A 23,139-nucleotide genomic window follows, 5' to 3' on the forward strand; every position below is an offset into this window, starting at 1 on the left:
TTACCGCCGCCGCTCAATCAAGAAACTCACACAGCGGCCAGGCAGCGGCCTGGCCAGATCGACCGGTTGCGTCTCGATCGCCGGGCGCCATTCGAATCCATCCCGCGCCGGCAGGGTGAAGACGCATTGACGACGATCGCCGTTTATCATGACCGCCAGGCGCTCGCCCTCGCTATCGCCGAGCAGCATGACGAGGCGATGTCGGCCGGCATCGTTCCAGTCGGACTCGCCGAGCGGCACGCCGGTCTCGGTCAGCCAGGCCACATCGGGGATTTCCGATCCGTCGGCCGGCTCGCCGGTGAGAAAGCGTGTATGCGCGAGCGCCGGAAAGGCGCGCCGCAGCGCGGCAAGCGACGATGTGTATTGCTCCAGCGCCTGATCGCGGCCGGCCCAGTCGAGCCAGGTGATGGCGTTGTCCTGCGCATAGGCGTTGTTGTTGCCTTTCTGCGTGCGGCCGAACTCGTCGCCGGCGGTCAGCATGATGGTGCCACGCGAGGCGAAAAGCGCGGCGAGCAACGCGCGCTGGTCGCTGGAACGGGCCGTGGCGATCGCCTCGTCGTCCGTTTCGCCCTCGGCGCCGTTGTTCCAGGACAGATTGTCGTTGTGACCGTCACGGTTCTGCTCGCCATTGGCTTCGTTGTGCTTGCGCTCATAGGCGACGATATCGGCCAGCGTCATGCCGTCATGCGCGGCGATGAAGTTGACCGTCCGGCTCGTCGGCCGGCCTTCCTCGCCGAAGACATCGGAAGAGCCGGCAAGCCGTGTCGCCAGCGCGCCGATCGCGCCGGCGTCGCCGCGCCAGAAGCGCCTGACATCGTCGCGGTAGCGGTCGTTCCATTCCAGGTAGGGCGGGCGGAAATTGCCGAGCCGGTAGCCGTTCGGACCGATATCCCATGGCTCGGCGATCAGCACGCGGTCGGCGAGCACGGGATCGCCGGCGATGTCCCCGAGCAGCGGCGCGTCCGGATCGAAGGCGCCGTCGACACGCCCGAGCACCGGCGCCAGATCGAAACGGAAGCCGTCGACGCCGGCATGGCGGACAAAATGACGGAGCGTGTCGAGCACCATCTCGCGCGCCACCGGATGATCGCAGGCGACGGTGTTGCCGGTGCCGGTGTCGTTGACCAACCTGCCGTCCGGCTGATGCCGGTAATAGGCCAGCGCATCGAGCCCGCGCAGGGACAGCGTCGGCCCGAGCCGGTCGCTCTCGCCGGTGTGGTTGAAGACGAGGTCGAGGATGGTGCCGATGCCGGCCTTGCGGAGCTCGGCGACGGTGTCGCGCAATTCCTTGAGACCGCCGGGCGCAAGGTGCGGATCGAGCGCCATGAAGGTAACAGGGTTGTAGCCCCAGGCGTTGCTGAGGCCCAGCGGCGGCAGATGCCGCTCGTCAATCGAGGCGGTGACCGGCATCAGTTCGACGGCCGAGACGCCGAGACGCTTCAGGTGCTCGATGATGGCGGGATGGGCGAGCGCCGCGATGGTGCCGCGCTGCGCTTCCGGCACGTCCGGATGGAGTTTTGTGAAGGAACGGACATTGAGCTCGTAGATCAGGCCGCCGGGTTGGAAGAGCGGCGGCTTGGCCGGCACTGGCTCGGGCAGGGAACGCGCAACCGCCTTCGGCATCAGCGAAGCGGTGTCGGCGCCTTCGTTGCGCTTGGCGGCAAGCCGCCAATGATATTGGTATCGGCGGTCGACCTCGACGGCATAGGGGTCGGTGAGCAGCTTGTCCGGGTCGAACCACAGACCACGCTCCGGCGCATAGTCGCCGTCGGCGCGAAAGCCGTAACGCGTCCCGTCGCCATGGCCGGGGACAAGGAGCGCATGCACGCCCTCGCCTTCCGGCTTCAGCTCCAGCCGGTCGATCTCGCGCGCACCGCTGTCGTCGAAAAGCGAGACCCACAGGCGCCGCGCCGATGAGGACCAGACGGCGAAGCGGATGCCTTCGGGGGTGATGGTGGCGCCGAGGGTCATCCGCGCGCCTCCCCTTCTCCCCTTGTGGGAGAAGGTCGATCGGCGCGCAGCGCCGAGACGGATGAGGGGTGCTGGAAGGAATGGGACGCCGGTGTTCCCGGCGCCGGTTTGCGCCCAGCTGGAGCACACCTCATCCGTCGCCTTCGGCGACACCTTCTCCCACAAGGGGAGAAGGGGGAGCCGCGCCCCGCCACCCTCAAGTAATCACGCTCGGCTTGTTGCGGCCGGTGTGGCTCTTGATGCCGGCGATGTCGTCGGCGGCGGCGATGAGGTCGGCCAGCGCTTCCTGCGTGTCGAGATCGTGCCTGGCCTTGTCCGGTTCGTAGCGCTCGATATAGACGCGCAGCGTCGCTCCAGAGGTGCCGGTGCCGGAAAGGCGCAGTACTACGCGCGAGCCGCCTTCGAACAATATCCGGATGCCCTGGTTCTTGCTCACCGAGCCGTCGACCGGATCGTGATAGGCAAAATCGTCGGCCTTGGCGATCTTCAGGCCGCGCACGCTCGTTCCGGGGAGCGAATCGAGCTTGGCGCGCAGCTCATCCACCAGCGCGTTGGCGCGGTCGCTCTCGACCTCTTCATAGTCGTGGCGCGAATAGTAGTTGCGGCCGTAGGTCGCCCAGTGCTCGGTGACGATCTGCTTGCAGCTCTCGCCGCGCGCCGCAAGGATGTTGAGCCACAAAAGCACGGCCCACAGGCCGTCCTTCTCGCGCACATGGTTGGAGCCGGTGCCGGCGCTTTCCTCGCCGCAGATGGTCGCCATGCCGGCGTCGAGCAGGTTGCCGAAGAACTTCCAGCCGGTCGGCGTCTCGTAGATGCCGATGCCGAGCTTTTCGGCGACGCGGTCGGCGGCGCCGCTGGTCGGCATCGAGCGGGCGATGCCTTTCAGGCCCTCCTTGTAGCCCGGCGCCAGTTTGGCATTGGCGGCAAGCATCGCCACCGAGTCCGACGGTGTCACGAAAATGCCTTTGCCGATGATCAGGTTACGGTCGCCGTCGCCGTCGGAGGCCGCGCCGAAGTCGGGCGCGTCGGGCCCCATCATCTCGTCATAGAGATGCTTGGCGTGCACGAGGTTCGGGTCAGGGTGATGGCCGCCGAAATCCGGCAGCGGCTTGAAGTTGCGGCAGGTGCCGTCCGGCGCGCCGAGCCGGCGTTCGAGGATCTCCTTGGCATAGGGCCCGGTCACCGCGTGCATGGCATCGAAGCGCATGCGGAAGCCTGATTTGAACAGATTCCGCAGCGCCTCGAAGTCGAACAGGCTTTCCATCAATTCGGCATAGTCCTTGACCGGGTCGATGATCTCGACCGTCATGTCGCCGGCCTTGACGGTACCGATCGTGTCGATGTCGATCTCGCCGATATCGGCGATCTTGAAGTTCTTGATCTCCTTCGATTTGGCGAAGATCGCGTCGGTGATCTTTTCCGGCGCCGGGCCGCCATTGCCGGCATTGTACTTGATGCCGAAATCCTCGTGCGGGCCTCCCGGGTTGTGGCTGGCCGACAGGATGATGCCGCCGAAGGTCTTGTATTTGCGGATGACGTTGGAGGCGGCCGGCGTCGAGAGGATGCCACCCTGCCCGACCATCACCTTGCCGAAGCCGTTGCCGGCGGCAATGGCGATGGCCTTCTGGATGACCTCGCGGTTGTAGAAGCGGCCGTCGCCGCCGATCACCAGCGTCTTGCCCTGAAAGCCGTCCAGCGCGTCGAAGATCGACTGGATGAAGTTCTCGGCGTAGTGCTCCTGCTGGAACACCGGCACCTTCTTGCGCAGGCCCGACGTGCCGGGCTTCTGGTCGGTGTAGGGTTTGGTGGGGACGGTTTTTATCATGCCTCAGGCAGCCCTTTTCGAAAGCAGCAAGCGATAGAGTTCGACGTATTTTTCGGCGCTCTTGTCCCAGGAGACATCGGCCTTCATGCCCTGGCGCTGGATCGAGGCCCAGGTGGCCGGCCGCGCATGCTGCTCGACCAGCCGCTGGATGGCATGAAGCATGGCGCCGCCATTGTTGGGGGCGAACTGGAAGCCGGTGGCGACGCCTGCCGACAACGCCGCCTCGTTGGCGTCGATGATGGTGTCGGCCAAACCGCCGGTGCGGGCGACGACCGGCACGCAGCCATAGCGCAGGCCGTAGAGCTGGGTCAGCCCGCAAGGCTCGAAGCGCGACGGGATGATGATGGCGTCGCAGCCGCCCTGCATGACATGCGAAAGGCCCTCGTCGTAGCCGACGACGACGCCGACGCGGCCGCGATGGCGCGCGGCGGCGGCAAGCAGCGTGCCTTCAAGGCCGGCGTCGCCCGAGCCGAGGATGGCGAGGCGCGCGCCGGCGGCGACGATGCCGTCGACGACGGCGGCCAGGATGTCCATGCCCTTCTGCCAGGTCAGCCGGCTGACGACGCAGACGATCGGGCTGCCGTCCGCCTCCAGGCCGAAGCGCTCTTCGACCGCCTTGCGGTTCTTGGCCCTCGCGGCAAGCGTTTCGGCCGAATAGTTGGCGACCAGATGCTTGTCCGTCTCGGGATTCCAGATGTCGACATCGATGCCATTGACGATGCCATAGAGGTCGGTGGCGCGCATGTTGATCAGGCCGTCGAGGCCCATGCCGAATTCCGGCGAGCGGATTTCCTGCGCATAGGTCGGGCTCACCGTGGTGATCGCCCAGGCGGCCTGGAGACCGGCCTTCAGATAGCCGACGCCGCCGTAATATTCGACGCCGTCGAGCTGCATGGCCACGGCCGGCAGGCCGAGTTCGCCGAAGATGCCGGCGCCGAATTGACCCTGGAAGGCAAGGTTGTGCACGGTGATCAGCGACGGCACGCCGATCGCCTTGCCGTAGCGCATATAGGCAAGCGTCATCGCCGACTGCCAGTCATGGGCGTGCACGATGTCGGGCTGGTAGCCGGAGATGACGCCGCCGGCAATGTCGCCGCCGACCTGGCTCAGCGCCGCGAAGCGCCGCCAATTGTCCGGCCAGTCGGCGCCGGATGCCGTGCCGTAGGGGCCGCCCTGACGATCGAAGAGATGCGGCGCGTCCAACACGAAGAGGTCGAGATCGCCGACCTTGACGGCATGGACCGAGGCCTTGCCACCCTGCAGCAGCGGGTACTGGTAGACGGGTTTCTTCTTGGCGAAGGCCGCCATCACCACGGGATAGCCGGGGACCAGCGTGCGCATCGCCACGCCCTTGCCGGCCAGCGCGATCGGCAAGGCGCCGGTCACGTCGGCGAGACCTCCGGTCTTGATCAGCGGGAAGATTTCGGGCGTGACCGACAGAACCTGCATGCGCTCCACATTCCGATCTCAACGTGACAGGTCAAAGTGACAATCTGTTGATCAAGTCGTCAGCTTGCCGATCGACCCGATCAGGTCGACAGCTTTGCCGATCAACCCTAGCGGGTTGACGGCTTGATCAACCCTATCAGGTCGACAACTTGTTGATCATGTCCTGAGTGATCAGGCAGATGCCCTTTTCCGATACGCGAAAACGCTTGGCGTCAAGCGCCGGATCCTCGCCGACGACCAGTCCTTCGGGGATCTGCACGCCATGGTCGATGACGACGCGCTTGAGGCGCGCGTTGCGGCCGACAGTCACGTCGGGCAGCATCACCACCTCCTCGAGCTTGGAGTAGGAATTGATGCGCGCGCCGGTGAAGATCAGGCTGCGGCGCAGCGAGGCGCCGGAGACGATGCAGTCGCCGGAGACCAGCGAGGAGATCGCCTCGCCGCGGCGGCCATCCTCGTCATGCACGAATTTTGCCGGCGGCTTCAATTCCGCATAGGTCCAGATCGGCCAGTCGCGGTCGTAGAGATCGAGTTCCGGCGTGACGTCGGTGAGGTCGATATTGGCTTCCCAATAGGCGTCCACGGTTCCGACGTCGCGCCAGTAGGGCTCGGACTCATGCGAGGAGCGGACGCAGGACTTTGCGAAGCGATGCGCGATCGCCTTACCGTGCTGCACGATATAGGGGATGATGTCCTTGCCGAAGTCGCGGCTGGAGCCGGGTTCGGCGGCGTCGCGGCGCAGTTGCTCCATCAGGAACTTGGTCTTGAAGACATAAATTCCCATCGAGGCGAGGGCGAATTCCGGCTTGTCGGGGATGCCGGGCGGATCGGCCGGCTTTTCGACAAAGGCAATGATGTTGTCCTTGGCATCGACATGCATGACGCCGAAGCCGGTCGCCTCCATGCGCGGCACTTCCAGGCAGCCGACGGTGACGTCGGCGCCGGCGTCGACATGCTGGCGCAGCATCAACTCGTAGTCCATCTTGTAGATGTGGTCGCCGGCGAGGATGACCATGTATTCGGGACCGTAGGCCTCGATGATGTCGATGTTCTGGTAGACGGCGTCGGCCGTGCCTTCATACCATTGCGTTTCCGAAACGCGCTGCGAAGCGGGCAGGATGTCGAAGCTTTCGTTTCGCTCGGGCCGCAGGAAGTTCCAGCCGCGCTGCAGGTGGCGGATCAGCGAATGCGCCTTGTACTGGGTGGCGACGCCGAGGCGGCGGATGCCAGAATTCAGCGCGTTGGAGAGCGCGAAATCGATGATGCGCGTCTTGCCGCCGAAATAGACGGCGGGTTTGGCGCGCCGGTCGGTCAGCTCCTTGAGGCGGCTGCCGCGGCCGCCGGCCAGCACATAGGCCATGGCGTCGCGCGCCAGCGGCTGGGTTCTTTTGAGTTCTGCCATTTTGTTACCCTCCCAAATAAGCTGCCCGGACCGAAACCTCAGCAGGCTGAGATATCATCTGCTTCAGTCCGGGACGAATTCCAGCATGATCGTCGACAGCGGCGGCAGAAGCATCGTCGCCGATACGCTGCCCCCTTCCCCGCTCGCCTTGACCGCGCCGCCATTGCCCATGCCGGAGCCGCCATAGTCGGCGGCATCCGTATTGATGATTTCGCGCCACTTTCCCGCCCTCGGCAGCGGCACGCGATAGTTTTCGCGCGGCACCGGCGTGAAATTGGAGATGACGGCGATCGGGTTGCCGTCCGGGGCGCTGCGCAACCATGCGAAGACCGAATTGTCGCGATCGTCGACGATCAGCCAGGAAAAGCCTTCCGGCTCGCAGTCGCGCGCGTGCAGCGCCGGGCGCGAACGATAGAGATAGTTCAGGTCGCGCACCGTCTGCCAGACGCCGCGATGCGGCGCGAATTCGAGCAGGTCCCAGTCGAGCGCGCGTTCCTCGCTCCATTCGCGGCGCTGGGCGAATTCCTGGCCCATGAACAGGAGCTTCTTGCCGGGATAGCCCCACATGAAGGCGTAATAGGCACGCAGCGTGGCGAACTTCTGCCAGTCGTCGCCGGCCATCTTGTGGAGCAGCGTGCCTTTGCCGTGCACGACCTCGTCATGCGACAGCGGCAGCACGAAGTTTTCGGAAAAAGCGTAGACCAGGCCGAAGGTGATGTCGTTGTGGTGGTGCTTGCGGAAGATCGGCTCCTTGGAAAGGTACTCCAGCGTGTCATGCATGAAGCCCATGTTCCACTTGAAGCCGAAGCCGAGCCCGCCCTCATGCACGGGACGCGACACTTTCGGCCATGAGGTCGATTCCTCGGCGATCGTCATCACGCCGGGGTGGTGGCCGTAGAGCTCCTTGTTCATCTTCTGCAGGAAGCTGACGGCCTGCAGGTTCTCGCGCCCGCCCTTCTCGTTCGGAATCCACTCGCCCGCCTTGCGCGAATAATCGAGGTAGAGCATCGAGGCGACGGCGTCGACGCGCAATCCGTCGACATGGTATTTCTCTGCCCAGAACAGCGCGTTGTTGACGAGGAAAGATACCACCTCGCGGCGGCCGAAATTGTAGATCGCGGTGTTCCAGTCGGGATGGAAACCCTGGCGCGGATCGGCATGCTCGTAAAGCGCGGTGCCGTCGAACTTCACCAGCCCGTGCTCGTCGACCGGGAAATGCGCCGGCACCCAGTCGAGGATGACGCCGATGCCGGCGCGGTGCGCGCCGTCGACGAAACGGGCGAAGCCGTCGGGGTCGCCGAAACGGGCGGTCGGCGCATAAAGGCCGGTGGTCTGGTAGCCCCAGGACGGGTCGTAAGGATGCTCCGAGATCGGCAGGAACTCGATATGGGTGAAGCCGGTTTCGACCACGTAAGGGATCAGCCGCGCGGCGAGCTCGTCCCAGGAGAGGAACGTGCCGTCGTCGCGGCGCTGCCAGGAGCCGGCATGGACCTCGTAGATCGAGATCGCCTCGCGCCGGGGATCGGCCTTGCGCCAGTAGCCGCGATGCGCCTCGTCGCCCCATTGATGCGCTATCGGCGGCGCCGTCACCGAGGCGGTCGCCGGGCGCAGTTCCGATTCGAAGGCGAACGGGTCGGCCTTGAGCGGCAGGCGCACGCCGTCGGGCGCGATGATCTCGAACTTGTAGGGCTGACCCGCGCCGATATCGGGAATGAACAGCTCCCAGATGCCGGTATCCTTGCGGTCGCGCATGGTGTGGCGGCGGCCATCCCAGTCGTTGAAGGCGCCGACCACGGAGACCCGCCGGGCGTTGGGCGCCCAGACCGCGAAATGCACGCCGGTGGCGCCCTCATGGTTGATGATGTGGGCGCCGAGCTTGTCGAATAGCCGTAAGTGCGAGCCCTCGGCCATGTAATAGTCGTCCATCGGTCCCAGCACCGGGCCGAAGGAATAGGGATCGGTCAGCCACCAGTCGCCGCCGGCATTCCTGGCATGATAGCGCAGCGGCTGGCGCTTGCGGATCGAGACCTTGCCCTCGAAGAAGCCGGCATCGTCGCGGCGCGACAGCTCGCCGGCCTCCTTGCCGGTCAGCGTATAGGCGGTGACGAATTCGGCGTTGGGCACGAAGCAGCGGGCCAAGAAGCCCTTGCCGGCCTCGTGCACGCCCAGAACCGCGAAAGGATCGCCATGCGTTCCGGCGACAATCGCCGCGACATCACCGGCTGGCGCCAGTTCGTCCGGCCCGCTTGTCGCAGCGGTCGCGCGCGGCTTCCTCATCAAGCGGTCGCCCTCCCCGGGCATCTTGTTCTGGCGCATGCCTTGGTCCGGCATGCGCTGTTCTTTGTCTTGGTGCGTGTCGTAGCCCCAAAACCGCTACGCACTTTTGGGCGACATGCACCTGGGCCACATTCTTCGTGGCTCATGCAATCATATCAGACGGGCACGTTCCAGATATCTTTCGCATATTGGCGGATTGTGCGATCGGACGAGAACCAGCCGACGCGGGCGACGTTGCGGATGGCGCGCGTGTACCAGTCGGGGCTGTTGCGCCAGACGGCGTCGACCTCGCGCTGGCAGGCGGCATAGGAATCGAAGTCGGCCGCCACCATGAACCAGTCGCTCTGGTAGAGGCCGTTCATCAAGTCGCGGTAGCGGCCCGGATCGTCGGGCGAGAAGACGCCGGAGGAAATGGCGGACACCGCCTGTGACAGTTCCGGCGAAGCCTCGATCACGCCGCGCGGATTGTAGCCGTTGCTGCGCCGCTCGGCGACTTCGGCGGTGGTGAGGCCGAAGATGAAGATGTTGTCGTCGCCGACATGTTCCTTGATCTCGACATTGGCGCCGTCGAGCGTGCCGATGGTCAGCGCGCCATTCAGCGCGAATTTCATGTTGCCGGTGCCGGACGCTTCCATGCCGGCGGTCGAGATCTGTTCCGAAAGGTCGGCGGCCGGCATCATCACCTCGGCCAGGCTGACATTGTAGTTCGGCACGAACACGACTTTCAGCAGGCCGCGCACCGACGGATCGCCGTTGATGACCTTTGCGACGTCGTTGGCCAGTTTGATGATCAGCTTGGCGTTGTGGTAGCTGGGCGCCGCCTTGCCGCCGAAGAATTTCACGCGCGGCATCCACTCCCGCTCGGGATGTGAGCGGATCTGGTCGTAAAGCGCGATGGCCTCCAGGATGTTGAGCAATTGGCGCTTGTATTCGTGGATGCGCTTGACCTGGATGTCGAACAGCGCCGACGGGTCGAGCCGGATGCCCAGCCGGTCGGCGACGAGGTTGGCGAGCCGCGCCTTGTTCTGCCGCTTCACGGCGGCGAACTTTTCGCGGAAGGCCGCGTCGTCGGCGAGCGGATCGAGATCCTTGATCCTCTCGATGTCGTCCATGAAGCGGTCGCCGATCACCTCACGGGCAAGCGCGGTGAGGCCGGGATTGCACTGGATCAGCCATCGGCGGGGCGTGATGCCGTTGGTCTTGTTGTTGATGCGGTCGGGATAGAGCTTGTGGAGATCGGCGAACACCGTCTCCTTCATCAGTTCGGTGTGCAGCGCCGAGACGCCGTTGATCGAATGCGAGCCGACAAAGGCAAGGTTGCCCATGCGCACCCGGCGGTCGCCATTTTCCTGGATCAGCGAAATCCGGGCGATCTGCTCGCCCGAGAATTTTCCGGTGGCCCGCGCCTCCAGCAGAACCTGCGCATTGATGGCGTAGACGATCTGCATGTGGCGCGGCAAAAGCCGCTCGAACAGCGGCACCGGCCAGCTTTCCAGCGCCTCGGGCAGCAGCGTGTGGTTGGTGTAGCCGAAGGTGCGCTTGGTAATGCCCCAGGCAAGGTCGAAATCCATGCCATGGACGTCCATCAGCAGCCGCATCAGCTCCGGCACCGCGACCGCGGGATGCGTGTCATTGAGGTGGATCGCCGCCTTGTCGGGCAAGGACTTCAGGTCGCCATACTGGCTGAGATGGCGCTGGACGATGTCCTGCAGCGAAGCGGTCGAGAAGAAATACTCCTGCCGCAGCCGCAGTTCCTGGCCGGCCATGTGGGAATCGGCCGGATAAAGCACGCGCGACAGCGCGTCGGCCTTGTTGCTTTCGGCCAGCGCGCCGATGTGATCGCCGGCGTTGAACTTGTCGAGCAGGATCGGGTCGATCGGCATGCCGGACCAGAGCCTCAGCGTGTTGACGCGGTTGGCGCGCCAGCCGGCCACCGGCGTGTCATAGGCGACGGCAAGCACGTGCTCGGTCGGCTTCCAGACATGGCGCTCGAGCCGGCCGTCCTTGGAAGTGATCGATTCCACCGAGCCGCCGAAGCCGACCTCGAAGGAGCGCTCGCGCCGCTCGAACTCCCATGGATTGCCGTGATCGAGCCAGGTCTCCGGCAACTCGACCTGCCAGCCACCCTGGATTTCCTGGCGGAACATGCCATTGGCGTAGCGGATGCCGTAGCCATGAGCGGGGATGTCGACGGTCGCCATGCTTTCCATGAAGCAGGCGGCGAGACGGCCGAGGCCGCCATTGCCGAGCGCTGCGTCCGGCTCGAGGCCGGCGATCAGGTCGAGGTCGACGCCGAGCGAGGACAGCGCCTCGCGCATGTTCTCCATCAGGCCGAGATTGGAGAAGGCGTCGCGCATCAGGCGGCCGATCAGGAATTCGAGCGAGAGGTAATAAACCCGCTTTTCCTGCTGGTCGTAGGCTTCCTTGGTCGCCTGGATCCAGTGGTCGACGATGCGGTCGCGCACCACCTTGATCGAGGCGGTCAGCCAGTCATAGGGCGTGGCGACGGTGGTGTCCTTGCCGACCCGGTATTTGAGCGACATCAAGACTTCTTCGGCAAGCGTCTTGGGATCGGGATTGTCAAGGACAGGGACTTCGATCGTCATGGCGGATGTCATTTCGCCTCTCGTTCATTTGGCCTGATCATAGCGGCTTTCGCCGTTCCTCCCAGCCCATCCTATCGCATTGCAGCATGCGTTCAATCGATTTAGTGATCGAGCCGTCGCCCGCCTGCTGCAATTGACCCATTCCTGGAGATCAAGCCGCCAGCGCATCCTCCGGCGGTTTCTTGGCGCCGGTCATGAGCGCGACGGCATCCGACATCGAGACCTGCTTGGGATCGACGACGCAGAGCCGGCGCCCGAGCCGGTGGATGTGAATGCGGTCGGCCACCTCGAAGACATGCGGCATGTTGTGCGAGATGAGCACGATCGGCAGGCCGCGCTTCTTGACGTCGAGGATCAGCTCCAGCACGCGCCGGCTTTCCTTGACGCCGAGCGCCGCGGTCGGTTCGTCCATGATAACCACTTTCGAGCCGAAGGCGGCGGCGCGCGCCACCGCCACGCCCTGGCGCTGGCCGCCGGACAAGGTCTCCACCGCCTGGCTGATGTTCTGGATGGTCATCAGGCCGAGCTCGGTGAGCTTGTCGCGGGCGCGCTTTTCCATCGCCGGACGGTCGAGCATCCGGAACCAACTGCCGAGCGGGCCCGGCTTGCGGATCTCGCGGCCAAGGAACATGTTGTCGGCGATCGACAGCGCCGGCGACAAAGCGAGGTTCTGATAGACGGTCTCGATGCCGGCCTCGCGCGCCTCGATGGGCGAGCGGAACAGCACCTGCTTGCCATCGAGCTCGATCGCCCCCTCATCGGGGATCACCGCGCCCGAGATCGCCTTGATCAGCGTCGACTTGCCGGCGCCGTTGTCGCCGATCACCGCCAGGATCTCGCCCGGATAGAGATCGAAGTCGCAGTTGTTGAGCGCCGTCACGCGGCCGTAGCGCTTGGTGAGGCCGCGCGCGGTAAGAACAGGCTGCTGGGTCATGATTACACCGAAACCTTTCTGATCCACTGGTCGATCGCAACGGCGCCGATGATCAGCACGCCGGTGAGCAGCACTTTCCATTGCGGATCGGCGCCCAGCATGTTTAGGCCCATCGAGACGACGCCGACGATCATGGCGCCGAACAGCGTGCCGAGGATCGAGCCGCGGCCGCCGAAGAGCGAGATGCCGCCGATCACCGTCGCGGTAATCGCCTGCAGATTGTAGTCGGTGACGGCGGCGGACGGCGAGATCGAGCCGTTGCGGCCGATGGAGACCCAGGCCGCGAAGGCGGCGATCAGGCCGGCAAGCGTGTAGACGGCCATCAGCACCTTCTTGGTCTGGATGCCGGAAAGCTTGGCCGCCTCGGGGTCGTCGCCGACGGCATAGACATGGCGCCCCCAGGCGGTGTGGTTGAGCACATACCAGAGCAGCATCACCAGCAGGACCATGGCGATGACGCCGGCCGTCAGCACGGCCGAACCGACCCTGAAGCTCAGCGCGAAGAAGTGCAGCAGCGGCGCCTGGGCGTCGACATCGGCGTCGCGGATCGTCTCATTGGCCGAATAGATGAAATTCGTCGCCATGACGATGTTCCAGGTGCCGAGCGTGACGATGAAAGGCGGCAGCTTCATGTAGGCGACGAGCAGGCCGTTGAGCAGGCCGCAGGCCGCGCCGGCGGCAAGGCCGAGAAGCACGGCCAGGATGGTCGGCATGCCGTAGGTGATGGCGCAGTTGCCCATGATGACGGCCGAGATCACCATGATCACGCCGATCGAAAGGTCGATGCCGGCGGTGAGGATGACCAGCGTCTGGGCGGCGCCCAAAATGCCGACGATGGCGATCTGCTGCAGGATCAGCGTCAGCGTGTAGGATGAAAAGAAGCGGCTGCCGATAGCGATGCCGAAGATGATGATCGACAGCACCAGCACGATCAGCGGCACCGCCGCCGGCGTGGAATGCAGGAAGTGCTGGGCGCGCTTCACAAACGATTTGCCGTGCTCCTCGAAGGCGGCGACGCTGGTATCGCTGCCCGAGAGAACCTTCTCGAATTCCTGAATTTGAGACATATCTCCTCCCGTCTCACGGAACTTCGTCATGGCTCCGTGCCGCGTTTACGCATTCCGGTCTGTCGCCGGGCTTATCAGCGCTTACGAAAATGCATCGTCCACCCGATGCGGCCGGGGATCAAGCCCCCAGCCGCAAGGTTTGTGCGCTCAGGCGGACATCAGCCCCAGCACTTGGCGAGGCCTTCCTTGGTGTCGATGGACTTGACACCGTTGGCCGGCTTGTCGGTCACGAGGTTGACACCGGTGTCGAAGAAGTTCTTGCCCTCGGTCGGCTTCGGCTTGGTGCCGTCCTTGGCATATTTGGCGATGGCCTCGATACCGAGCGCGGCCATCTGCAGCGGATATTGCTGCGAGGTGGCGCCGATCACGCCTTCGGTAACCGACTTCACGCCCGGGCAACCGCCGTCGACCGAGACGATCAGCACCTGCTTTTCGAGGCCAACGGCCTTGAGGGCCTGATAGGCGCCGACAGCGGCGGGCTCGTTGATGGTGTGGATGACGTTGATGGTGTTGTCCTTCTGCAGGAGATTCTCCATCGCCTTGCGGCCGCCTTCCTCGTTGCCGTTGGTGACGTCATGGCCAACGATGCGCGGGTCGGTCTCGTCGCCGATCTTGTTGGGGTCCTTAACGTCGATGCCATAGCCCATCATGAAGCCCTGGTCGCGCAGCACGTCGACAGTCGGCTGCGAGGGGGTGAGGTCGAGGAAGCCGATCTTGGCGTCCTTGGCCTTGTCGCCGAGCGTCGCGGCGGCCCAGGCGCCGATCAGCTTGCCGGCTTCGAGGTTGTCGGTGGCGAAGGTGGCGTCGGCGGCATCGATCGGATCGAGCGGCGTGTCGAGCGCGATCACCAGCAGGCCGGCGTCACGCGCCTTCTTCACCGTCGGCACGATGCCCTTGGTGTCGGACGCGGTGATCAGGATGCCCTTGGCGCCGTCGGCGATGCAGCTTTCGATCGCCGCCACCTGACTTTCGCTGTCGCCGTCGATCTTGCCGGCATAGGTCTTGAGGTCGACGCCGAGTTCCTTGGCTTTGGCGGTCGCGCCCTCCTTCATCTTGACGAAGAAGGGGTTGGTGTCGGTCTTGGTGATCAGGCAGGCGCCGACGCCCGCGGCCGATGCCGACGAAGCGAACGCCATCAGGCCCAAGCCGGCGGCCGCAAACACGGTAGACTTCAGCAGTGATTTCTTGGTCACGATTTTCCTCCCAATGGAACTGTTGCGGACGCCGGCCACCCGGCGCCTCAAGCGCGTCCACCTTTTCTCCCAGCGTGGACACATCTCAAAAAACACCAGGACAGAACGGCTGTCAATAATTAAATCACTCTTATTTATTATTGACACTCTTGCGCCGTTCACTCATTCTGAACGAAAAGCATCGCGGGGAAACAGACGGGAGGAACAGGGTGGAGACCGGCATTGCGAGGCACGGTTCGCCCGAGGCGTTGGAGCGCCGGCTGCATCGCGGCACCAACCAAAGCGGCATGCGCGACCATAATGAGCGGTTGGTGCTGTCCCTGGTGCGCCAGCACGGCAGCCTGGCCAAATCCGATATCGCGCGCATGACCGGGCTGTCGGCCCAGACGGTGTCGGTCATCATGCGCGAGCTCGAGGAAGACAAGCTGCTGGTCCGCCAGGCGCCGCTGCGCGGCAAGATCGGCCAGCCTTCGATCCCGATGGCGCTGAACCCCGAAGGCGCCTTCTTCATCGGCCTCAAGATCGGTCGCCGCAGCGCGGAGCTGGTGCTGATCGACTTCCTCGGCAATGTGCGCGCCATGCTGCAGCACTCCTACCGCTATCCCGCGCCGCGCGAGACCGTCGAGTTCGTCACCGCCGGCATCAGGACGATGCGCGGCGAACTGACGCCGGCGCAGGACAAACGCATTGCCGGGCTCGGCGTCGCCATGCCGTTCGAACTGTGGAACTGGGCCGATACGGCCGGCGCGCCGCGCGACGTGATGGAGGAATGGCGCCATCGCGACATACGCGCCGACATCCAGGCGCAGTGCGAGTTCCCCGTCTACCTGCAGAACGACGCGACCTCGGCTTGCGGCGCCGAGCTTGTCTTCGGCCAGGCGGGCGCGGCGCGCGACTTCGTCTATTTCTATATCGGCGCCTTTGCCGGCGGCGGCATCGTTCTCAATGGCCGTCTTTACAGCGGGCCGAAGGGGAACGCCGGCGCGCTCGGATCGATGCCGGTGCCGGGGCCGGACGGCAAGCCGACGCAGCTCATCGACGTCGCCTCGATCGCGATGCTGGAGAAAGCGCTTTCCGCCAAAGGCATCGACGGCTCCTATCTGTGGACCTCGCCGCAGGAATGGGGCGACATCGGCGCCGAGCTCGACGAGTGGATCGCCAGCGCCTCGCGCGCGCTTGCCTATGCCATCGTCGCGGCCTCGTCCGTCATCGATTTCGAAGCGGCGGTGATCGACGGCTGGATGCCGCTCGACGTGCGGCGCCGTCTTGTCGAGGCAATCCGGCAAGCCATTTCCGGCATCGACGCCGAGGGACTGAAGCTGCCCTTCGTGCGCGAGGGAACTGTCGGCATCCATGCGCGGGCGCTGGGCGGCGCCAGCCTGCCGCTTTCCGAGCGCTTCCTGGTCGGGCGGAACACATCCGGGGGCGCCTGACCATGCTGATCGGCATCCCCTCACTGCTCGGGCCGCAGTTCCTGGCGACGCTCAGGGCAATGGGCCATGGCGACGAGATCGCAATCGTCGACGGCAATTATCCGGCAGAGGAACAGGCGCGCCGGCTGATCCGCGCGGATGGCCACCATATCATCCCGGTGCTTGACGCCGTGCTCAGCGTGCTGCCGGTGGACGAGGCGGTGCCGGAAGCGCTGTTCCGTGCCTCGGTCAACGGCGACCCGGCGCTGGCAGACCCCGTGCATCGCGAGATGGAAGCGGTTTGCGCCAGACGCGTGCCGGGTCATAAGGTGGTTGCGCTGGCCGGGCCCGACTTCTATGCACGCGTCAAGGCCGCGCATGCTATCGTCGCGACCAGCGAACCCAGGCTTTTTGCCAACATCATCATCCGCAAGGGCGTGATCCATCCGCCGGAGACCAAGACGACATGATCCTCTGCTGTGGCGAAGCCCTGATCGACATGCTGCCGCGCATCACGACCGAAGGCGAAGCCGCCTTCGCGCCCTATGTCGGCGGGGCGGTGTTCAATTCGGCGATCGCGCTCGGCCGGCTCGGCGCCCCGGCGGGATTCTTCTCGGGCCTCTCCTCAGACTTGTTCGGCGGCCAGTTCCGCGACGCGCTCGGCGCCAGCAAGGTGAGCTCCACCTATGCGCACACGTCCCCTCGCCCGACCACGCTCGCCTTCGTTCGGCTTAACAACGGCCAGGCGACCTACACCTTCTATGACGAGAACACCGCCGGGCGCATGCTGACCGTCGAGGACCTGCCGAAGCTCGGCGCCGAGATCGAGGCGATGCTGTTCGGCGCGATCAGCCTGATCTCCGAGCCGGCCGGGTCGGCCTATGAGGAGTTCATGCGGCGCGAGCACGAAACCCGCGTGATGATGCTCGATCCCAACATCCGGCCGAACTTCATCCCGGACAAGGCCAAGCATCTCAGACGCATCCGCGAGATGATGGCGATGGCCGACATCGTCAAGCTCTCGGACGAGGACCTCAAATGGTTCGACGAGGCCGGCTCGCATGAGGATGTGGTGCGCAATTGGCTGGATCGCGGGCCGAAGCTGATCGTCGTCACGCATGGCAGCGAAGGCGCCGTCGGCTACAGCAAGGCGCATAAGGTCACGGTCATGCCGCAAAAGGTTAAGGTGGTCGACACGGTCGGCGCCGGCGACACGTTCAATGCGGGCATCCTTGCCTCGCTGCACGAACAGGGGCTGCTCACCAAGGCGGCGATCGGCAGCCTCTCCGAGGACGCCATCCGCAACGCGCTGGAGCTCGGCGCCAAGGCATCCGCCGTGACGGTTTCGCGGGCCGGCGCCAATCCGCCCTGGCGGCACGAAATCGCCTGAGCCGTTGTCCGGATTGGTCGGAAGATCTGCCCCAGCCGATCACTTTATGTTTCTGAAGTTGGAACGACGCGATAAAAGGCATTGAAAATGCTCTTTTTAGCTCGGTTTTCCGGCTTCTTCGGGCGTTGCGCCGGCAAAGAGCGGTAACAGGCTGCGACACATAAGCAATTTGCCCCGGACCCGGCCGGCTTTCTCAGCCGCGCCAAGTCTGGTACCAGCGGACCGGTTTATTGGCATTTTGAGGCCGGACATGCAGTTCATCGATCTTGGCGCGCAGCGCGAACGAATCCGCGACCGGCTGAAGGCCGCGATCGACAAGGTGGTCGAAGACGGCCGCTATATCCTGGGACCCCAGGTCACCGAATTCGAGAACAAGCTCGCGGCCTATATCGGCGTCAAGCATGTGGTCGCCTGCGCCAACGGGACCGACGCGCTGCTCCTGCCGCTGTTTGCTGCCGGCATCGGCCCGGGCGACGCGGTGTTCGTGCCGAGCTTCACCTTCGCCGCGACGGCCGAGGTTGTGGCGCTGGCGAAGGCCGAGCCGGTCTTCGTCGACGTCGACCGCGATACCTACAACATCGACATCGCCAGCCTCGAAGCGGCGATCGAGATGATCAAGAAGGAAGGTCGGCTGAAGCCCAAGGCGATCATTCCCGTCGACCTGTTCGGCCTTTCGGCCGACTACGAGGCGATCATGGCGATCGCCAAGCGCGAGAACCTTCTGGTGATCGAGGACGCCGCGCAGTCGATGGGCGGTTCCGCCGACGGCACCATGTGCGGCGCCTTCGGCCATGTCGGCTCCACCAGCTTTTATCCGGCCAAGCCCCTTGGCTGCTACGGCGATGGCGGCGCCATGTTCACCAATGACGGCGCGCTGGCCGAGAAGCTCCGCTCCTTCGCCTTTCACGGCAAGGGCGAGACGCAATACGACAATGTCCGCGTCGGCATCAATTCGCGCCTCGACACACTGCAGGCGGCGATCCTTATCGAGAAGCTCGCCATCCTCGAAGAGGAGATGGTGGCCAGGCAGGTTGTGGCGGACCGTTACGCAAAGGGTCTCGGCGACATCGTCAAGGCATCGCGCAATCTGGGCCACGGCCGCTCTGCCTGGGCGCAATACGCGATCGAGACGCCGAAGCGCGATGGGTTGAAAGCGCATCTCGGCGAAAAAGGCATCCCGTCGGTGATCTATTATGTGAAGCCGTTGCATGAGCAGGTGGCCTACGAGGACTATCCGCGCACGCCCACCGGCCTTGCCGTCTCGGAAACGCTGCCGAAGCAGATCCTCTGCCTGCCGATGCACGCCTATCTCAGCGAAGCCGACCAGGACCGCATCATCGAGACGATCCGCAACTACATCGGCTCGAACTCGGCGCATGTCGCGGCGGCTTGAACAGCACCTTCGTCATCCTCGGGCTTGACCCGAGGATCCATGCCGTGACCTTCGACGTCGAGCACAACGGTGCAGAATTCTGTAACAGCTGCAACGCTTTACCCGCAACGGCATGAATCCTAGGGTCTGCGCGCGCCGCTTCGCTCCTTGCTCCGCCCCAGGATGACGCGACAATTGGCGGCTGCCAATCACCAACGCTTTAAGCCGCGCCCTTCCCAGTCGCAATGAAATGTGGATTGGCGAAATCGCTGTCGCTGGCCTGGTTGCGCTTGCCGTAGACCAGCGGCGCGCCATCCAACGTGCGGGTCATGCCGCCGGCGGCGCGCAGCACCGCATCACCGGCCGCCGTATCCCACTCCATGGTGCGGCCGAAGCGAGGATAGACGTCCGCCTCCGCAGCGGCGAGCAGGCAGAATTTCAATGACGAGCCGACCGAGACAATCTCGGCCGCGCCGAGATCGCGGATGAAGGCGTCGGTTTCCGGCGTGTTGTGCGAACGGCTGGCGACGACCGCGAGTGGTGTGCCCTCTGCCCTCACCGTGATCGGCCGGCGGCCGGCAATGCGATAGTTCGCATCGATCTCCAGCGCTTCGGCCTTGCCAGGCCGTCCACTGAAGAAGCGTCCGGTGCAGGGCGCGTAAACGACGCCGACTTCCGGAACGCCATGGCGCACCAGCGCGATGTTGACAGTGAAATCGGTGCGGCGATTGACGAATTCCTTGGTGCCGTCGAGCGGATCGATCAGGAAGAACGCGCCGTCGAGGTCGGGCGTGGCGATGCCCGCCGCCACCTCTTCCTCGGCCACGCATGGGATATCCGGATAGGCGGCGCGCAGGCCGGCGAGGATGATCTTCTCGCTTTCGCGATCGGCTTCCGTCACCGGCGAGGAGTCGGCCTTGCTGTCGACGGCGCAGCCTTCGTGGAAGACGCGCATGACCTCGCGCCCTGCTTCCAGCGCCAGGCGCTCGAAGACACCCAGCATCGCCTCGTCGTCAGATACCGCCGCCATTGTCATACTGCTCCTCGGCAATGTCGCGCTCGGTCAGCCAGTGTTCCAGGGCTTCCGCCATCTCCTGCGGGCTCCTGCCGAGGGTCTTGAGATGGATTTCCGGGTTCTCCGGCGCCTCATAGGGAGAATCGACGCCGGTGAAATTCTTGATCTCGCCGCTCAAGGCGCGCGCATAAAGCCCCTTCGGATCACGGCGCGCGCATTCCTCGAACGGCGTGTCGACGAACACCTCGACGAACTCGCCCTCGGCCATCAGCTCGCGCGCCACGCGCCGCTCGGCGGCGAAGGGCGAGATGAAGGAGACGATGACGATCAAGCCGGCATCGGCCATCAGCTTGGCCACCTCGGCGACGCGGCGGATGTTCTCGACGCGGTCCGCGTCGGTGAAGCCGAGATCGCGGTTCAGGCCGTGACGGACATTGTCGCCATCGAGGATGTAGGTGTGGCGCCCGGACGCGAACAGCTTCTTCTCGAACAGGTTGGCTATGGTCGACTTACCGGAACCGGAGAGCCCGGTGAACCAGAACACCGCGGGGCGCTGGTTCTTCAGATCGGAGCGGCCGCGCTTGCCGACATCGAGCGACTGCCAGTGGATGTTTTCGGCGCGGCGCAGCGAATGCAGGATCATGCCGGCGCCGACGGTGGCGTTGGTGATGCGGTCGATCAGGATGAAGGCGCCGGTGGTGCGGTTTTCGGCGAAGGGATCGAAGGCAATCGGCGCCCGCGTCGACAGGTTGCAGACGCCGACCTCGTTGATTTCGAGCGACTTCGCCGCCTCGTGCGCGAAATCGTTGACGTTGACGCGGTATTTCAGCTCGGTGACGGTCGCGCTGACCTGGTCGGTCTCGGTGCGCAATATGTAGGAGCGGCCGGGCAGCAGCGCCTGCTCGTCGAACCAGACGATGTTGGCGGCGAACTGGTCGGCGACCTGCGGTCTAGCTGCCGGCGACACCAGCATGTTGCCGCGCGAGACCTCGACCTCATCCTCGAGGACCAGCGTGATCGCCTGGCCGGCGACCGCCCGATCGAGATCGCCGCCTTGCGCGACGATGCGCCTGACCCGGGAGGCCTTGCCGGATTTCGCGACGACGACCTCGTCGCCCTGCGAAACGGTGCCCGAGGCGATGGTGCCGGCGAAGCCGCGAAAATCGAGGTTCGGACGGTTCACATATTGCACGGGGAACCGGAACGGCAGCTCGACTGCAGCCTCGTCGACCGACACGGTTTCGAGATGCTCGATGAGCGACGGGCCGGAATACCAGGGGGTGCGCTCCGAGCGGCTGGTGACATTGTCGCCGAAACGCGCCGACATCGGGATCGGCACGACGCTGACGAAGCCGAGCTCTTTCGCGAACGCGCCATAGTCGGCGACGATCCGGTCGAACGCAGCCTTGTCGAAGCCGATAAGGTCGATCTTGTTGACCGCCAACACGATGTGACGGATGCCGAGCAGCGAGGCGATGATCGAATGACGCCGGGTCTGGCGCAGCACGCCCTGGCGCGCATCGATCAGCACGATGGCGAGGTCGGCGGTCGAGGCGCCGGTCGCCATGTTGCGCGTATACTGCTCATGCCCGGGCGTGTCGGCGACGATGAACTTGCGCTTCGGCGTGGCGAAGAAGCGGTAGGCGACGTCGATGGTGATGCCCTGCTCGCGCTCAGCCTCCAGCCCGTCGACCAGCAGCGCGAAGTCGATGTCGTCGCCGGTCGTGCCGTGCTTGCGCGAATCCTTCTCGAGCGCGGCAAGCTGGTCCTCGAAAATCTGCTTGGTGTCGGAGAGCAGGCGGCCGATGAGCGTCGACTTGCCGTCATCGACGGAGCCGCAGGTGAGGAAGCGCAGCAGCGACTTCTTCTCCTGCGCAGCCATGTAGTCGCGGATGGAATCGGTCGGGGCGAGGCTCTTGGCCATGATGTGGCGCATGATCAGAAATAACCCTCGCGCTTCTTCTTTTCCATCGAGCCTGCCTCGTCGCGGTCGATGAGCCGGCCCTGGCGCTCGGAGGTACGGGCGGTCAGCATCTCGCCGACGATGGCCTCCAGCGTATCGGCTTCCGATTCGATGGCGCCGGTGAGCGGGTAGCAACCCAGCGTGCGGAAGCGCACCAGCCGGTTCTCGATGGTCTCGCCAGGGCGCAACTGCATGCGGTCGTCATCCTTCAGGATCAGCATGCCGTCGCGCTCGACCACCGGCCGTTCCTTGGCGAAATAGAGCGGCACGATCGGAATGTTCTCCTGCAGGATGTATTGCCAGATGTCGAGCTCGGTCCAGTTCGACAGCGGGAAGACACGGATCGACTCGCCCGGCGCGATGCGGGTGTTGAAGATCTTCCACATTTCCGGCCGCTGGTTCTTGGGGTCCCAGGAATGCTGCGCGTTGCGGAAGGAGAAGATGCGCTCCTTGGCGCGCGACTTCTCCTCGTCGCGGCGGGCGCCGCCGAAAGCGGCGTCGAAGCCGTATTTGTCGAGCGCCTGGCGCAGCGCCACGGTCTTCATCACATGGGTGTGGGTGTTGGAACCATGGTCGAAAGGATTGATGCCGTCGCGCACACCGTCCTCGTTGACATGGACGAGCAGGTCGAAGCCGAGCTTCTGCGCCATCTGGTCGCGAAACGCGATCATCTCGCGAAACTTCCAGGTGGTGTCGACATGCAGGAAAGGAAAAGGCGGCTTGGCGGGATAGAAGGCCTTCATCGCCAGATGCATCAGCACCGAGGAATCCTTGCCAACGGAATAGAGCATCACCGGCTTGGAGAATGAGGCCGCGACCTCGCGGAAGATGTGGATGGACTCGGCCTCGAGCCGCTGCAGATGCGTGAGCGCGATATTCATGGACTGTCGAGCGTTCTCTCGTGCGGTCGAGCGGAAATCTTGCATTGCGGGCGCAATTCCATGCCGCCCGGGCGCAAATTTCATTTGGACAAACTTGTTTCGTGCGGGCGTTCTAACAGATCGGCGCTGTTCATAACAATGCAGGACGCGCCGGACGCACGATGATTAGGGAACGAATTTTCCAAGTGAGGCCGGGAAAGCGGAAAATCCTGCCAGGGCGCTTGAAACGCGGGAGCAGGAAAGGACCGTAAATTCCGAAGATGCCAGCCGTTGCGAACCAAGGATTTCTGTCGGAACATCGTCAACCGGCCTATCGCGGAACGGCGCCAGCGGCTATACGGGCTCGGGGAACGGGCAAGGCGCGGCAAACGGAGTCGGTCAA

16 protein-coding genes are annotated in these 23,139 nt (G+C 64.5%); 4 read left to right on the plus strand and 12 right to left on the minus strand.

The annotated features are described in order from the left end of the window. The 9 genes from glgX to DPM35_RS03045 form a co-directional block, all read right to left on the minus strand. Entirely contained in the window at window positions 1-1,971 is a 1,971-nt protein-coding gene (gene glgX / locus DPM35_RS03005; RefSeq protein ID WP_112125818.1) for a glycogen debranching protein GlgX, read from the minus strand. Between the two features lie 196 nt (window positions 1,972-2,167). Then, window positions 2,168-3,796 carry an alpha-D-glucose phosphate-specific phosphoglucomutase gene (locus DPM35_RS03010; protein WP_112125819.1) on the minus strand — a complete coding sequence of 543 codons (1,629 nt, stop codon included), beginning with the start codon at window positions 3,794-3,796 and terminating at the stop codon, window positions 2,168-2,170. Between the two features lie 3 nt (window positions 3,797-3,799). Further along, the gene (gene glgA, locus DPM35_RS03015; protein WP_112125820.1) at window positions 3,800-5,245 is read right to left on the minus strand and encodes a glycogen synthase GlgA; all 1,446 of its coding nucleotides are present in this window, start codon (window positions 5,243-5,245) and stop codon (window positions 3,800-3,802) included. Between the two features lie 136 nt (window positions 5,246-5,381). Next, window positions 5,382-6,647: a glucose-1-phosphate adenylyltransferase gene (gene glgC, locus DPM35_RS03020; RefSeq protein ID WP_112125821.1), complete on the minus strand. Its 1,266-nt coding sequence runs from the start codon at window positions 6,645-6,647 to the stop codon at window positions 5,382-5,384. A 63-nt stretch (window positions 6,648-6,710) separates the two neighbouring features. Further along, window positions 6,711-8,924 (minus strand): 1,4-alpha-glucan branching protein GlgB, encoded by a 2,214-nt coding sequence (gene glgB / locus DPM35_RS03025; RefSeq protein WP_112126220.1) that lies wholly within the window; start codon window positions 8,922-8,924, stop codon window positions 6,711-6,713. A gap of 155 nt (window positions 8,925-9,079) precedes the next feature. Then, window positions 9,080-11,542, minus strand: a complete 2,463-nt coding sequence (locus tag DPM35_RS03030) for a glycogen/starch/alpha-glucan phosphorylase (protein WP_112125822.1) — start codon at window positions 11,540-11,542, stop codon at window positions 9,080-9,082. Window positions 11,543-11,681: 139 nt separating this feature from the next. Next, window positions 11,682-12,464 (minus strand): ATP-binding cassette domain-containing protein, encoded by a 783-nt coding sequence (locus tag DPM35_RS03035; RefSeq protein ID WP_112125823.1) that lies wholly within the window; start codon window positions 12,462-12,464, stop codon window positions 11,682-11,684. A 2-nt stretch (window positions 12,465-12,466) separates the two neighbouring features. Beyond that, the gene (locus DPM35_RS03040) at window positions 12,467-13,531 is read right to left on the minus strand and encodes an ABC transporter permease (RefSeq protein ID WP_112125824.1); all 1,065 of its coding nucleotides are present in this window, start codon (window positions 13,529-13,531) and stop codon (window positions 12,467-12,469) included. Between the two features lie 158 nt (window positions 13,532-13,689). After that, window positions 13,690-14,667 carry a sugar ABC transporter substrate-binding protein gene (locus DPM35_RS03045; protein WP_181591926.1) on the minus strand — a complete coding sequence of 326 codons (978 nt, stop codon included), beginning with the start codon at window positions 14,665-14,667 and terminating at the stop codon, window positions 13,690-13,692. 266 nt (window positions 14,668-14,933) lie between these two features. Here DPM35_RS03045 and DPM35_RS03050 point away from each other — a divergent pair, with 266 nt between their 5' ends. The 4 genes from DPM35_RS03050 to DPM35_RS03065 all read left to right on the plus strand — a co-directional run bounded on the left by DPM35_RS03050 (window position 14,934) and on the right by DPM35_RS03065 (window position 18,919). Beyond that, entirely contained in the window at window positions 14,934-16,157 is a 1,224-nt protein-coding gene (locus tag DPM35_RS03050) for an ROK family transcriptional regulator (protein WP_112125826.1), read from the plus strand. A 2-nt stretch (window positions 16,158-16,159) separates the two neighbouring features. Next, the gene (locus DPM35_RS03055) at window positions 16,160-16,606 is read left to right on the plus strand and encodes an RbsD/FucU family protein (RefSeq protein WP_112125827.1); all 447 of its coding nucleotides are present in this window, start codon (window positions 16,160-16,162) and stop codon (window positions 16,604-16,606) included. Then, complete coding sequence (locus DPM35_RS03060) at window positions 16,603-17,526, plus strand: carbohydrate kinase family protein (protein WP_112125828.1); 924 nt, start codon at window positions 16,603-16,605, stop codon at window positions 17,524-17,526. The genes DPM35_RS03055 and DPM35_RS03060 overlap by 4 nt, the downstream gene beginning before the upstream one ends. 250 nt (window positions 17,527-17,776) lie before the next feature. Beyond that, the gene (locus DPM35_RS03065; protein ID WP_112125829.1) at window positions 17,777-18,919 is read left to right on the plus strand and encodes a DegT/DnrJ/EryC1/StrS family aminotransferase; all 1,143 of its coding nucleotides are present in this window, start codon (window positions 17,777-17,779) and stop codon (window positions 18,917-18,919) included. Between the two features lie 199 nt (window positions 18,920-19,118). Here DPM35_RS03065 and cysQ read toward each other — a convergent pair whose 3' ends face one another. From cysQ to cysD, 3 genes are read right to left on the minus strand one after another with little or no spacing between them, the layout of a single operon-like run. Then, a complete protein-coding gene (gene cysQ / locus DPM35_RS03070; protein WP_181591927.1) occupies window positions 19,119-19,901 on the minus strand; it encodes a 3'(2'),5'-bisphosphate nucleotidase CysQ in 783 nt (260 codons plus the stop codon). 10 nt (window positions 19,902-19,911) lie between these two features. Continuing rightward, window positions 19,912-21,849 carry a sulfate adenylyltransferase subunit CysN gene (gene cysN / locus DPM35_RS03075; protein ID WP_146767912.1) on the minus strand — a complete coding sequence of 646 codons (1,938 nt, stop codon included), beginning with the start codon at window positions 21,847-21,849 and terminating at the stop codon, window positions 19,912-19,914. A 2-nt stretch (window positions 21,850-21,851) separates the two neighbouring features. Next, a complete protein-coding gene (gene cysD / locus DPM35_RS03080) occupies window positions 21,852-22,757 on the minus strand; it encodes a sulfate adenylyltransferase subunit CysD (RefSeq protein ID WP_245431408.1) in 906 nt (301 codons plus the stop codon). Window positions 22,758-23,139: the final 382 nt, after the last annotated feature.

Source organism: Mesorhizobium atlanticum (assembly GCF_003289965.1).
GTDB lineage: Bacteria > Pseudomonadota > Alphaproteobacteria > Rhizobiales > Rhizobiaceae > Mesorhizobium > Mesorhizobium atlanticum.

What these genes read in the sequence shown, in the direction of transcription:
- glgX (WP_112125818.1), bottom strand. Translation starts at nt 1,971, where the DNA reads ATGACCCTCGGCGCCACCATCACCCCCGAAGGCATCCGCTTCGCCGTC.
- DPM35_RS03010 (WP_112125819.1), bottom strand. Translation starts at nt 3,796, where the DNA reads ATGATAAAAACCGTCCCCACCAAACCCTACACCGACCAGAAGCCCGGC.
- glgA (WP_112125820.1), bottom strand. Translation starts at nt 5,245, where the DNA reads ATGCAGGTTCTGTCGGTCACGCCCGAAATCTTCCCGCTGATCAAGACC.
- glgC (WP_112125821.1), bottom strand. Translation starts at nt 6,647, where the DNA reads ATGGCAGAACTCAAAAGAACCCAGCCGCTGGCGCGCGACGCCATGGCC.
- glgB (WP_112126220.1), bottom strand. Translation starts at nt 8,924, where the DNA reads ATGAGGAAGCCGCGCGCGACCGCTGCGACAAGCGGGCCGGACGAACTG.
- DPM35_RS03030 (WP_112125822.1), bottom strand. Translation starts at nt 11,542, where the DNA reads ATGACATCCGCCATGACGATCGAAGTCCCTGTCCTTGACAATCCCGAT.
- DPM35_RS03035 (WP_112125823.1), bottom strand. Translation starts at nt 12,464, where the DNA reads ATGACCCAGCAGCCTGTTCTTACCGCGCGCGGCCTCACCAAGCGCTAC.
- DPM35_RS03040 (WP_112125824.1), bottom strand. Translation starts at nt 13,531, where the DNA reads ATGTCTCAAATTCAGGAATTCGAGAAGGTTCTCTCGGGCAGCGATACC.
- DPM35_RS03045 (WP_181591926.1), bottom strand. Translation starts at nt 14,667, where the DNA reads ATGGCGTTCGCTTCGTCGGCATCGGCCGCGGGCGTCGGCGCCTGCCTG.
- DPM35_RS03055 (WP_112125827.1), top strand. Translation starts at nt 16,160, where the DNA reads ATGCTGATCGGCATCCCCTCACTGCTCGGGCCGCAGTTCCTGGCGACG.
- DPM35_RS03060 (WP_112125828.1), top strand. Translation starts at nt 16,603, where the DNA reads ATGATCCTCTGCTGTGGCGAAGCCCTGATCGACATGCTGCCGCGCATC.
- DPM35_RS03065 (WP_112125829.1), top strand. Translation starts at nt 17,777, where the DNA reads ATGCAGTTCATCGATCTTGGCGCGCAGCGCGAACGAATCCGCGACCGG.
- cysQ (WP_181591927.1), bottom strand. Translation starts at nt 19,901, where the DNA reads ATGCTGGGTGTCTTCGAGCGCCTGGCGCTGGAAGCAGGGCGCGAGGTC.
- cysN (WP_146767912.1), bottom strand. Translation starts at nt 21,849, where the DNA reads ATGCGCCACATCATGGCCAAGAGCCTCGCCCCGACCGATTCCATCCGC.
- cysD (WP_245431408.1), bottom strand. Translation starts at nt 22,757, where the DNA reads ATGAATATCGCGCTCACGCATCTGCAGCGGCTCGAGGCCGAGTCCATC.